The sequence below is a fragment of the Flavobacterium sp. 40-81 genome, from assembly GCF_001898245.1.
Lineage (GTDB): Bacteria > Bacteroidota > Bacteroidia > Flavobacteriales > Flavobacteriaceae > Flavobacterium > Flavobacterium inviolabile.
The window spans coordinates 13,188-26,792 of record NZ_MKTM01000028.1 but is presented as its reverse complement, the minus strand read 5'-3'; the positions used below and the strand labels follow the sequence as shown (position 1 = coordinate 26,792).

At 40.2% G+C, this 13,605-nt stretch carries 9 protein-coding genes; 2 read left to right on the top strand and 7 right to left on the bottom strand.

Annotation, left to right across the window (positions count from 1 at the left end; genetic code table 11):
- Positions 1 to 21: 21 nt before the first annotated feature.
- The 7 genes from BGO42_RS10490 to porU all read right to left on the bottom strand — a co-directional run bounded on the left by BGO42_RS10490 (position 22) and on the right by porU (position 10,334).
- Positions 22 to 699: an SDR family NAD(P)-dependent oxidoreductase gene (locus BGO42_RS10490; RefSeq protein ID WP_273246428.1), complete on the bottom strand. Its 678-nt coding sequence runs from the start codon at positions 697 to 699 to the stop codon at positions 22 to 24.
- 45 nt (positions 700 to 744) lie between these two features.
- Positions 745 to 1,713 (bottom strand): M28 family peptidase, encoded by a 969-nt coding sequence (locus BGO42_RS10485; protein WP_177732298.1) that lies wholly within the window; start codon positions 1,711 to 1,713, stop codon positions 745 to 747.
- A 90-nt stretch (positions 1,714 to 1,803) separates the two neighbouring features.
- Positions 1,804 to 3,441 carry a pyruvate dehydrogenase complex dihydrolipoamide acetyltransferase gene (locus tag BGO42_RS10480; protein ID WP_273246429.1) on the bottom strand — a complete coding sequence of 546 codons (1,638 nt, stop codon included), beginning with the start codon at positions 3,439 to 3,441 and terminating at the stop codon, positions 1,804 to 1,806.
- Between the two features lie 6 nt (positions 3,442 to 3,447).
- On the bottom strand, positions 3,448 to 4,446 hold the full coding sequence (gene pdhA / locus BGO42_RS10475) for a pyruvate dehydrogenase (acetyl-transferring) E1 component subunit alpha (protein WP_177732290.1): 999 nt from the start codon (positions 4,444 to 4,446) through the stop codon (positions 3,448 to 3,450).
- A gap of 250 nt (positions 4,447 to 4,696) precedes the next feature.
- Positions 4,697 to 5,179, bottom strand: a complete 483-nt coding sequence (gene cdd, locus BGO42_RS10470; RefSeq protein ID WP_177732287.1) for a cytidine deaminase — start codon at positions 5,177 to 5,179, stop codon at positions 4,697 to 4,699.
- Between the two features lie 75 nt (positions 5,180 to 5,254).
- Positions 5,255 to 6,427 carry a type IX secretion system outer membrane channel protein PorV gene (gene porV / locus BGO42_RS10465; protein WP_273246430.1) on the bottom strand — a complete coding sequence of 391 codons (1,173 nt, stop codon included), beginning with the start codon at positions 6,425 to 6,427 and terminating at the stop codon, positions 5,255 to 5,257.
- Positions 6,428 to 6,467: 40 nt separating this feature from the next.
- Positions 6,468 to 10,334, bottom strand: coding sequence for a type IX secretion system sortase PorU (gene porU, locus BGO42_RS10460; protein WP_273246431.1), 3,867 nt, complete (start codon positions 10,332 to 10,334; stop codon positions 6,468 to 6,470).
- Between the two features lie 213 nt (positions 10,335 to 10,547).
- On the opposite strand from porU, the gene gldJ reads away from it, so the two are divergent.
- Positions 10,548 to 12,224 (top strand): gliding motility lipoprotein GldJ, encoded by a 1,677-nt coding sequence (gene gldJ, locus BGO42_RS10455; protein ID WP_177732277.1) that lies wholly within the window; start codon positions 10,548 to 10,550, stop codon positions 12,222 to 12,224.
- A 76-nt stretch (positions 12,225 to 12,300) separates the two neighbouring features.
- Positions 12,301 to 13,584, top strand: a complete 1,284-nt coding sequence (locus BGO42_RS10450) for a UDP-N-acetylmuramoyl-tripeptide--D-alanyl-D-alanine ligase (protein WP_273246432.1) — start codon at positions 12,301 to 12,303, stop codon at positions 13,582 to 13,584.
- Positions 13,585 to 13,605 lie beyond the last annotated feature (21 nt).

Here is a 13,605-nt window from a genome sequence, read left to right as displayed (position 1 = left end):
TTTACCTTTCTTCTCGTTGTATTATGGTGTTGTAGAAGAAACCTGCAACACTTTTCCGTTGTAATATTTATTCCCGGTAAGGGCAAAATTACAGATATAATCCGCCATTTCCGTTGCCGAAACCGGGGCTTCATAACCCGGGAATGCTTCCTGCAGCATTTCGGTTTGTACCGCACCCAATGCCAGAACATTAAACGAAATACCGTTTTCCTTATATTCTTCTGCCAGTAATTCCGATAACGTAATCACCGCTCCTTTACTGGAACTGTAAGCCGCCAATCCGGCAAATTTCATACTTCCCTGAATCCCTCCCATACTGCTTATGGTGACCACATGGCTTCCTTTTTGCAAATAGGGCAAACAAATTCTGGTCAGGTTAGCAACACCAAAAACATTTACTTTATAGATATTTTCAAATTCCTGAGCTTCAATTTCAGCAAACGGTTTTAACAATAAAGAACCGGCATTATGAATGATAATGTCTACTTTTTTCCAGGAGGTCACGATAAACTGTTTCACCTCTTCCAGTTCTGTTTCTACTGATAAATCAACGCTTAAACACGTAACCTTTTCATTTTCCAATAGCGCCTGCGGTTGTTTTCTTGAAATAGCTAAAACATTGTGTCCGGCTTTGGCAAACTGCAAGGCTAATTCATATCCTATACCTCTGCTGGTTCCTGTTATTATAATATTTTTCATTTTTTATGGTAATCAAAAGGATGCTGCAACACCTCCTTTTTTGCATTAATTTAATTTGATTTCTTTTTCTTTAGAGTTGGTCATGCCTTCTACAGCCGGAATAATTTCCTGTGCATAGGCAGCCATGTGTGCCGTATCCATCAGCTTGAACTCATCAAAAACATGGTGGTAATATTCGAAGTTTTCAAAATCGAATGTTGATACTGTTTGTGCCGGCACATGGAATTCCACAAAGAACGGGTAATTATCCGATGCCATAAACAGGCGGTACTGCAATTCAACCGGTAAAAAACCTACTGTATTCTTTCCGGTATATTCATTTATTTTTTTAGCCATATTCGATTTTCCAAATCCGGTTATATACGAAGCAAAATCTCTTTTCATCGGTACACCAAGCATTTCAAAATTCAGCATGGAATACAGGTTAAAGTTTTGTGCTTTCAGTTTCTTCGCTAAATGATACGATCCCAGCAATCCTTTCTCTTCTGCCGAGAAAAAAACAATCAGCAGGCTTCTTTTGTTGGTTTTATTTTTGGCAAAGTATTTAGCGACTTCGGAAGCTACCGTTGTTCCGGAGGCATTATCATTTGCCCCGTTTGCAATATTATCGCCATTGATCGCTTTTTGCGCCAATCCGATATGATCGTAATGCGCCCCGATAATCACATATTCCTTTTTTAGTTTCGGATCATTCCCTTCAATCACCCCTACAATGTTATAGGCCGGTTTGTCGAAGTTTCCAAGAGTATCTCTATAGGTTTTAAAATAGGGCTTAATATTATTATCCTTAAGCATCTTTTCTAAAAACTGCGCCGCTTTTTCGATTCCTTCACTTCCGCTATCACGTCCCTGTAGTTCATCTGAAGCCAGGTATTCCAAAGTACCGGAAACCGATTTCTGTTGTACCTGATAAGCCGTTTTAACAGCCGTAACCGATTTATCATCCGCTTTTTTAGTATTGGATGTTGAACATCCTAAAAACAAAAAGGGCAAAAAGTAGAGTATTTTTCTCATTGAAAATGTTTTTTACACTTTTGCTAAAATAAGAAAAATCCCGTCTTGAAATTCAGGACGGGATTTTATTTATTGTGATAATTTCCGGAATCAGGCAAGCATTGTCACCGGATTTTCCAAATATTGTCTTAGTGTTTGTAAAAACTGTGCTCCGGTAGCTCCGTCAACAGTTCTGTGATCGCAGGCTAACGTTACTTTCATTGTATTCCCGACAACGATCTGTCCGTTGCGAACTACTGGTTTTTCAACAATAGCTCCTACCGAAAGAATAGCGGAGTTCGGCTGGTTGATGATTGATGTAAATTCAGTAATACCGAACATTCCCAGGTTAGAAACGGTAAATGTACTCCCTTCCATTTCTGCAGGTTGTAATTTTTTGTTTCTTGCTCTTCCGGCAACATCTTTTACATTAGCCCCGATTTGAGACAACGTCAGCTGGTCTGCAAAACGCAATACCGGTACTACCAATCCGTCTTCAACAGCAACTGCTACTCCGATGTTCACATGGTGGTTGATAACGGTTACATCATCTTTCCATTGTGAATTTACCTGCGGATGTTTTTTCAATGCCATGGCACAGGCTTTGATAACCATATCGTTGAACGAAACTTTCGTTTCCGGCAATCCGTTGATCATTTCACGGGAAGCGATGGCATTATCCATAGCCACTTCAATGGTCAAATAATAGTGCGGTGCTGTAAACTTTGATTCGGCCAGTCTGCGGGCAATTGTTTTACGCATTTGTGAGTTTTTCACTTCTTCTGCATAAACTTCTCCTGCCGGAACAAATGGTTTCACCTGTGGTGCAGCCGCTGCAGTTGTTTGTTCTGCTGCTTTTTGTGGCTGTGCTGCCGCTGCAGTTTGCTGCGGTGTATAATTTTCAACGTCTTTCTTAACGATACGTCCGTTTTCACCGGAACCTTTTACCTGAGAAAGATTAACGCCTTTTTCCTGAGCTACTTTTTTCGCTAACGGAGAAGCAAAGATTCTGCTGTTATCCGCTGCCTGTGATTCCGCTGCTACTGCTGTTGTTTCTGTTTTTACCTCAGCTGCTTTTTCTTCAGCCGGAGCTTCAACATTTCCTCCAGAAGTATAATTGGCTGCAATTCCGGCAACATCTGTTCCCGCAGGTCCGATGATTGCCAGTATACTGTCTACCGGAGCTGTTTGCCCTTCTGCAACACCAATATACAATAGTGTTCCGGAATTGAACGATTCAAACTCCATAGTTGCTTTATCCGTTTCAATTTCAGCAAGGATATCACCTTCCGCAACAGTATCCCCGATTTTCTTCAACCAAGTTGCCACTGTTCCGTCTGTCATGGTATCGCTTAAACGCGGCATGGTTACCACTTTTACACCTGCAGGAATAGCTGCAGCTGCCTGTGGTTTATCGGAAGTTTTGGTTTCTTCCGCTTTTGCCGGAGCTTCTTCTTTAGGCGCTGTGGCTTCTTTTCCGCTACCATTCAATAGTGCCGAAATGTCTTCTCCCGGTGTTCCGATGATTGCAAGCAATGCATCTACCGGTGCCGATTCTCCTTCATGAATTCCTATATGTAACAAGGTACCGGAATTGAATGATTCAAATTCCATGGTCGCTTTGTCTGTTTCTATCTCAGCAAGAATATCGCCTTCTTTAACAACATCTCCTACTTTCTTTAACCAGGTCGCTACAACACCTTCTGTCATGGTGTCGCTTAAACGTGGCATGGTAATAACTACTGCCATAATCGATTATAATTTATGTGGTAAAAATGGGTAATTCTCCTGATCATACACTACGTCATACATTACGTTTAAGTCCGGGTATGGCGATTCTTCTGCAAATTTCTCACACTCATCAACCAAGTCTTTTACGCGCTGATCAATCGCTTCGATTTCTGCTTCGGTAGCATAGTTATTTTCTTTAATCACATCCAATACCTGAGTAATCGGATCTATTTTTTTGTATTCTTCTACTTCTTCTTTTGTTCTGTAGTGTTGTGCATCCGACATAGAGTGACCTCTGTAACGGTATGTTTTCATTTCGATAAATGTAGGTCCGTCCCCTCTTCTGGCTCTGTCAATAGCTTCCGCCATTGCTTCGGCAACTTTCACCGGGTTCATTCCGTCTACAGGTCCGCAAGGCATTTCATATCCTAATCCTAATTTCCAGATGTCGGTATGGTTTGCTGTTCTTTCTACAGACGTTCCCATTGCATAACCGTTGTTTTCAACAATAAATACAACCGGAAGTTTCCACAACATCGCCATATTAAAGGCTTCGTGAAGTGATCCCTGACGGGCTGCTCCATCACCAAAATAGGTTAAGGTTACTCCGCCTGTTTCGAAATATTTATCCGCAAATGCGATACCCGCTCCAACAGGAATCTGCGCTCCAACAATTCCGTGACCTCCATAAAAACCATGCTCTTTAGAGAAAATGTGCATCGATCCGCCTAATCCTTTAGACGTTCCGGTTGCTTTTCCTAAAAGTTCTGCCATTACTCTTCTCGGATCGACACCCATACCAATTGGCTGAACGTGGTTACGATAAGCAGTAATCATTTTGTCTTTTGTAAGATCCATTGCGTGAAGTGCACCTGCTAAAACGGCTTCTTGCCCATTATACAAATGTAAAAAACCTCTAACTTTTTGTTGGATATATAATGCAGCAAGTCTGTCTTCGAACTTTCTCCAAAGCTGCATATCTTCATACCATTTAAGGTAAACTTCTTTTGTAATTTCTTTCATATTGCTTTTACTTTTGCTGTTGTCCCTTATCTGTTGAAGCAGAACATGGCACATTACACAATTTTGCGAAGTGCAAAAATAAGACATCGCCCGAACACGTGAAAATTTACACGGATGTATTTTCGTTAATTTTTTATCAACTTTTAAAAAACGGCTTCACAAAGACACTCTTCATTAACGATAAAGAAGTTCCTCCCTTTATCGCATCACAATCCGGCATAAAATAGTTACACGGCTAACACTTTAATTCCTATAAAAACTTTTTATCAAAGTGGAAAGGCAATATATTTTTCAGGGAATCCGAGTGGTACACTTCTCCTACTTCTCCCATAAAATACAATTCAATCGGATTTTCCTGTTTGAATTCATATTCCGCTATCGACTGGCGGCAGGCGCCACATGGCGGGATAGGCGATTCGACCGGTTTTTCTTCGGAAGTGGCCGAAATGGCTATTTTTAAAATCTGTGCGTCCGGATAAATTGCTCCGGCCTGGAATATTGCTACTCTTTCGGCACATAATCCTGACGGATAGGCTGCATTTTCCTGATTGGAACCAACCACTACTTTCCCGTTATCCAACAGGATGGCGGCTCCTACTTTAAATTTCGAGTATGGCGCATACGCTTTTTTCCGGATCGCTACTGCCTGCTCCATTAAAGGTTTAACATCTTCCGGCAATTCATTTTCTGAATCATAAACCAAAAATGAAGTAGTAAAATCTATCTTTTTCATTCTAAACTTCTTTTAGACAAAAAATCCAAATTCCGTACGGAATTTGGACACTTTGTTTGTTATTTTATCTATCTGCTAATATTCATCATAAGAATCTCCAAAATTGAATGTTAAGGAGAAACGCAAGGTGTTCTCAAGTGGGTTTCTAACTTTAGACGTAGAGAACAAATAAGAAACGTCTACTTTTACAACACTGTATTTAAATCCGGCTCCCATAGTAAAATATTTACGGGCTCCTTTTAATTCACTTTCATTAAAGTAACCGGCACGTAGTGCAAAGGCATCCTGATACAGATACTCTGCTCCCAAAGCCCAGGTAAATTCTTTTAACTCTTCGCTAACACCGCCCGGTGCATCACCAAAAGATTTAAACATTCCGGAAACCCATCCTGTTTTTCTGTAATCGGAAATAGCAATATTTCTGTCGTTATTATCAATTACTCCGTCACCGTTAACATCTGTTACTTCCGGTGGCGTTGGCACCAATAACTTATTCACTTCTCCCATTACGGAAACTTTATTGTATTCATCCAGAATAAAATCGAATCCCGCTCCTAACTTTAAGTTAGCCGGTAAAAAGTTACTGCTTAAGTCGTCGTTATCATAACTGATTTTCGGCCCCATGTTCTGGAAGTTAAAACCAGCTCTCCAACGTCCGTCGAAATCAGAATAAGCGATTTCTTCCGACTGGTAGAATCCCGCGATATCAACCGCAAAAGTGTTTGCTGCAGAAGCGTCATTCGTTCCGTCATTAATTTTCAGATTGGAACGGATATAACGTCCGGCAACCGCCATGGCAAACTGATCACTCAGTTTTAACGAGTAGGACCCGTCCAAAGCAAATTCATTCGGACTTACGGTGTTTAACATATCCCCAGAAGCATTTGTTAACTGTATGTCTCCTAAACCAAAATAACGTAAGCTTCCTGCAAAAGCACTACGCTCATTAATTCTATTAAAGTAAGTTATCTGCCCTAACGAAATATCATTAGCAATGGAAGTAAGATAGGGGGTGTAGCTCACTGAAAACCCTTGTTTTGTTAATGCGAAAGCATATTTAGCCGGGTTATATTGTTGTGAATATGCATCGGTAGAACTGGAAACACCTATATCCCCCATACCAGCTGCTCTTGCATCTGCAGCGATCATCAAAAAGGGAACACCGGTTGTAATAACTCTATCCTGCGCATTCATCCATTGCGTTGCGCCTGCAAATAAACACAACGATAATATTGCAATTTTTCTCATCCGTTTTTATTTGGTTTAATTCAACAAATATAATATTTTATTAAAGGATTACAAGTTTCTCATACTTTTCTGCCCTTTTATTTGAAACGGCAGATTTAACGGTTAACTTATATACATAAACTCCTTTTCCGATCCGATCTCCAAAATCGTCCCTGCCATCCCACTTGATGTCACGCGACAGAAACCCCTCTGTTAGTACGGTTTGGTTAATTGTTTTAACAATTTTTCCGGTAATCGTCATGATCTGCACCTGTACATCCAAAGGTTCATAAGGGCTGTTATGGGAGAACCAAAATTCGGTATAACTTACAAAAGGATTCGGATAATTTAACACTTTATCCAGTTCCAATCCTTCATCGCCCACTACTATAAACTGAATTTCGGCCGTCACTAAATTGTTATAAACATCCCATGCCTTAAATGTGAGCGTATGCAATCCCTTCGCTAAATTCCGGAACGGGAATCGCAGCTTTCCTTTAGTATAATCATCCGGAAAGGTTTCATAATAATCATTCATCACATACGGCCTGGTCTCGTCGCCATCCAGGATTCCGACAATATCATGCCCGATTCCACTGGCTGTATTAATCCCGTTTTCGTCTTCCAAAAACGCTAAAAGGAACGGGGAAGCATTCGTGATTCCGCCCGACACAAAGGATTCGTCATTCATATACAAACGCACTTTCGGCGGCATGTTATCTACCGCTGCATTGGCATTAATCCCTCCGATCTTTATCAGCGTGTCATAACCGGTCTGATTTTCCAGCACCAGTTTCTTTTTCGAATAAAAACTGATCCTTCCGTTTCCTACCGGGATACGGATATCTTTAGGCATTACAAATCCAAATTCGAATGCCCCGTTAGTAACCGATGCATTCCCTCTGAAAACCGTTTCTCCCAGTGTTGTAAAGTTCATAATGATCAGTCCGTTATTATCTGAGGTTCCATTATTCCCTAAAGTGCTTCTGGAAATTTTCTTATCAAAGATCTGTACCGCTAAATCACCATTATAGTTTGTCAGTAAATTATCGTTTTCATCTGTCACTTCTCCGGTTAATTTCACATGCGCCAGTGCCTGTAAAACATCGGTAGATTGTGCCACCGGAACATCATTTACTTTTGTAAGCCTGATTTTTGGTTTTGGAATAGCCAGTTTTACAGCCGGATCTCCAATAAAAAACACGACATTTCTGTTTTCCGTCAGGTTTTCATTTTTTGTTCTTCGCAATGCTTCCGCCATCGTATCATAATTATCCGATCCGAAAGAATACAAAAACTTACTCAATGATTTATTCATATTCAATCCGGTAGTAATCCCTATTTCACGGGTTGTTGCCACTAAAGAGATAGCACCTCCGGCAGTATTCCAGTACATATACTCTCCTCCGGTTGGACGGTACGGATTATCAAAACGTGTAAATTCGCAAGTAATTGTAACAAACAATGGATAACGGTACCGATTGGTCAGATTTTGCGCATCGGCTTTATCAAAAATTCTTTCCTGCGCCAAACCGTCTTCCCCGCCGTGTCCGAAATAGTTAAAAACCAGAGAACCCTGGGCAAAAGCATCCAGAATATCCTGTCTGGCTTTAGGATAACGCTCCCCTCCTGCCGCCACTTCCTGAATATAGGAATCGGTATGAATTTTTTTAACGTTCACAAACGGCTTTTTCTGATACAGTTCATCACCCAATGCATTCAGATCAAATTGTAATGTAGCATCGGTAGTATTATCGGCATCATCCGAAATCAGCACATAACCGTTACGCCATCTTCCATAGGATTTCTCATCGTGATATTCCAGCACTTTATTAATCATTTCCGCAGCCTGCTGATTAGAGTTTACCAGCATTCTACCCACAGCAATATCCAATCCGGAAGTCGTTAGCATTGTTCCTTCATTCGGATCCATCAACACATAAAAATCATCCGACATAAAAGAGGCATACGCCGAAAAGTTCTGCGAATTATTCACTTTCGAATCATTCGGATTCAGTCCGTGAAACACCGGAACGACATTTGTATTATTCGGAATACGGTTTTTATAATCGAACGACGCATCTCCGAACATATTTACATAGCGCACTCTCTTATTGGTTGCCGAAGCATTCCAGTACACATATTTTATAAAGTTTCGTATCGCTGCTATATCCTGTTTACCGGAAGAGAATTCCGGATAAATATTTTCAAGATTCACCACTTTCACATTCAGTCCCGAATAGTTCCGGTGAAAATTAGCCAGACGCTCCGCCTGTCCGTTTAAAGAACCCGGTGTTATAATAAGGTAATCGATATCCTGAAATTCGCCTTGCTGGTTTTTAAAAATCGTTCCTTTTAAATCCTGATTGGCAATACGGTTTGTACCATCACTCAGCGGCGTGTACAAATCGTTATAATCAACCGCTATATATTTACGGACTTCACCCAGATTAGCTCTAAAGGAAAAAGTACCCAGACCGGTATTTTCAAATTTTGTAACATTATAAATATCCGTAACATCCCAAACCTGCCCGATTCCGGAAGCATTTGACACGACATACTCTCCTACACCTATATTATTAGCCGCATCATTTATGTAGAACAAAAATTGTTTCCCATATCCCGACAGCTGCCGTTTGGATTCTAAAGCAATAAAATCCAGGTAACCGTTTGAGGACGGCACACCACCGTTATCGTAAGTCATTTTCACAGCTATCTCTCCGGAGGTTGCATTAAAACTGCCCTGCAACTGGGTTTCATAAGCTGCCACATGCACATCCGGATCCAAAGAACTGAATCCGATGGTCCCGATGGTCTGCTCATTGGCTTTTACCAGAAAAGAAGAAACACCATAGGAAGCAGACGCCGCATTTACCGTGATTTTTACCGGAACCGATGTAACAATATTCGGAATCTGGAATTTAAACGTTTGCTCATTTTCTAAATTAAACGATTCCCCGAACCATTTTCTTCCCAAACGCCCGATGTTGATTTTATCCACCTCATGAAACTGGTAGTCATCAAACTGGTTAATTGTTGTTGTTACTGCCGCCGTTGGCTGCACATTGGTATTGATCCGTTTTCCGTCACCGCCTTTCGTGGTTATATAATAAAAGGAGCGGTCACTATATAAATTAACATTCGTCAAACTTTCTTTGTTCCAGCCTTCCGGTCCTTCGGCATAAAACACAATGTAATCGTATTCACCAAATTCGCCATCATTTTCCCCTATAACCTGAATCGCATTTTCCGTCAGATCATCCGGATATGGCGTACTGTTTAACAAGGGCAGCATTCTTCCGCCATTGCCATAAATTTTAAGTTTCCGGGGATCGATATTGACATTCATCCCTAATTGCTCTAAAAATCTTCTGGAAATTTTATAAACCCCGGAACGTTCCACATAAAACCTGTAGAAATCTCCGGAAGCCAAAACAGAATTGGAAACGGCACTTACGTTAAAGTTCTGCGCCGGTAATTTGGCAGCACTGCCGGAAGAAAAATCAATATCTAAAGAAACGACTCTTTTAAAACCGTCGCCTACCTTAATAATAGGTGAAAAAATAAGGATCGCTTTTTGCTCGTCATTTGCAATAAAATACTCCAGCTTTTCATTGATTCTATCACTGAGTGAGGTAACGGACAGGTCTTTTAAATCTGCTCTCGAAACGGTTTCATAAACAATATTGAATACTTTCAGCGATTTAACATCTACAAATCCGTTAACGGGGAATGCTTTTTTATAGCGGACAGCCTTCAAATCGGCATTAAATTCAAAGTTTTCGGAAGCAAACTGCGGCACGGTATACTTAACCGTTTCATAGCTTATCGCTGCGGCCGGTTTCCATGTAATAACAATATGTTCTTTCTGCTGCGAAAAGGAAAGCAGGCTAATAAATAAAAAGATAAAGAGTATATATTTTTTCATCAACATTCAAAACGTATTAATTATACATATATTACAAAGAGAAAAAATATTTTTTTTAAAAACTAATTTCATACAATATATATTAGCATCCAACGTTCTTACTATTATATTTAACAAAAATTTATAATTAGTTTTAATAAATCACAAAAAAATTATTGTCGTTTAATGGTTAATTATTATATTGCGGCACTAAAATTATACCTAACTGAAAGTATGAAAATCAACAGAATTATGGCTTTACAATTGATGGCTGCATTATCGCTATCAATTGGTTTTACTGGTTGTAGTAAAAAATCAGGGTCAAAAGGAACTTCTGCAGCTACAGGTTGGAAAATCAACGATAAAAAAGGTGGTTTCCAATACAATGCGAAGTACAAAAAACAAGAGACTCCTCCAGGAATGGTTGCCGTTGAGGGTGGAACATTCACAATGGGTAAAGTACAAGATGATGTAATGCATGATTGGAACAACACTCCAAATCAGCAACACGTACAGTCTTTCTATATGGATGAGACTGAGGTTACCAACTTCATGTACACTGAATACTTATTTTGGTTAAAAACTATTTTCCCTCCAACAGATGAGAATTATAAAAACATCTACGTTGGTGCATTACCGGATACTTTGGTATGGAGAAATCGTTTAGGATATAACGAGACTATGACCAACAACTACCTAAGACACCCTGCTTATGCAAACTACCCGGTAGTTGGTGTAAACTGGATCCAGGCTGTTGAGTTTAGCAAATGGAGAACGGATCGTGTTAACGAGGCTATCTTAGAGAGAGATGGATACTTGAAAAAAGATTCGAAAATCACAGAGGCAAAAGCAGAAAGTACTTTCAGTACAGAATCTTACCTAGCTTCTCCTTCTACTACTTATGGTGGTAACGAAGAATTGGTTTACAAAGGTCAACGAAATAAATTAGCGGGTAAAGAAGACGCTAAAAACGTATATGCTCAAAGAACTACCGGTAACATCTTACCGGAGTACAGACTTCCAACAGAAGCAGAATGGGAATATGCTGCTACATCTTTAGGAGGAATCAGAGAGTACAATACTTATAAAGGAAAGAAAAAATATCCTTGGAGTGGTCAGTACACACGTTCTGGAAAAAGACAGTACAGAGGTGACCAGTTAGCCAACTTTAAACAAGGAAAAGGAGATTACGGCGGAATCGCAGGATGGTCTGACGATGGTGCTGATATCACTAACGAAGTAAAAAAATACCCACCAAACGATTTTGGATTGTATGATATGGCTGGTAACGTTGCCGAATGGGTTGCTGACGTTTACAGACCGATTGTAGATGATGAAGCAAATGATTTCAACTACTACAGAGGTAACATCTACATGAAAAACAAAATTGGTGAAGATGGAAAAGTGGAAATGGTTACTACAGAAAACATCACTTATGATACTTTAAGTAATGGTAGAATCATGGCAAGAAACTTCCCTGGACAAATTGCTCAGGTAGCTATTGACGACAACGAAACCTATTTAAGACAAAACTTCTCTAAGAGCGACAACAGAAACTACAGAGATGGTGATAAACAATCGACTCGTTTTTACAACTTCGGAAATGAAGAAGACGGTGCTGACGAGAAGAAAAACAATAAGAATAAAATGTACGATTCGCCAGAGCACTCTGTAACGAAAGACAGTTTAGGAAATCTTATTAGAAAATATGACCACTCTAACAAAAGAACAACTTTAGTAAACGACGACAGTAGAGTTTACAAAGGTGGATCTTGGAGAGACAGAGCTTACTGGTTGGATCCGGCATCAAGAAGATACTATCCACAAGATATGGCTACTGACTACATCGGATTCAGATGTGCGATGTCGAAAGTAGGACCAAAATCCGGTAAGAAAAAAGCCAGAGGATAATAAAATTTTCATACATACTTTTTTAAAAGCCCTAAAACTATTTTAGGGCTTTTATTTTTTTTATTACTTTCACGCTATGAAAATAGAAGAACTTTACCAGTGTTTTTTACAAAGTACAACCATTTGTACCGACACTCGAAAAATAGCACCCAACTCTTTATTTTTCGCCCTGAAAGGTGAAAACTTTGATGCCAATTCCTTTGCTCAGGAAGCGTTAAACAAAGGCGCTTTATTTGTTGTTATCGACAATAAAAAGTACCTGACGGATGCCGACAAAATGATCCTGGTAACCGACAGTTTAAAAGCCTTACAGGCATTGGCCAACTATCACCGGAAGCAGCTTGGCTTACCCATAATTGCTTTAACCGGGAGCAACGGTAAAACAACCACCAAAGAACTGATCAATACGGTTCTTTCACAAAAATATACCACCAAAGCCACGATCGGCAACCTGAACAATCATATTGGCGTACCGCTGACGCTGCTATCTTTTGACGAGCATACCGATATCGGAATTGTTGAAATGGGTGCCAACCACCAAAAAGAAATTGAATTACTGTGCTCCATAGCCGAGCCGGATTTTGGTTATATCACTAATTTTGGCAAAGCCCACCTGGAAGGCTTCGGGGGAACGGAAGGCGTAATAAAAGGAAAAAGCGAGCTATACCAATACCTGGAACAGCACGACAAAACGGCTTTTGTAAATCTGGACGACACTATACAGGAGGAAAAAACACAGGCAATAACCCGCTACACATTTTCCCGGGACAAGGCAGCCAATGTGAAAATCGATGCCGTTTCTGCCAATCCTATGGTTAAAATCGGCTTTGAAGGGACCGAAATCCAATCGCACCTCATCGGTATTTACAATGCCAACAATATCAATGCCGCAATCAGTATCGGGAAATATTTCAATGTTCCCACAGCCGATATTAAAAACGCCATTGAGAATTATATCCCAAACAACAACCGCTCCCAGCTGATCGAAAAGAATTCGAACCATATCATACTGGATGCTTACAATGCCAATCCAAGCAGTATGAGTGCCGCTATTGAAAACTTTACACAACTGGACGGCGCTCCCAAAATAGCTATTTTAGGAGACATGTTCGAGCTTGGCAAAGAAAGCCTTGAAGAACACAAAAATATCGTTCAGCTTTTAAGCAACAATCACGAGATCGAAACGTTTTTTATCGGCAATGATTTTTATGCCAATCAAACACAAAACCCGCATTTGCACTTCTTTGCCCGTTTTGAGGATTTCTCTGAAAAATTCAGGTCTGCAATACCACAAAACGCTGTAATACTGATAAAAGGTTCCCGAGGAATGGCTCTGGAAAGAACCCTGGAACTGCTATAATAAAACGCCACGAATGTGGCG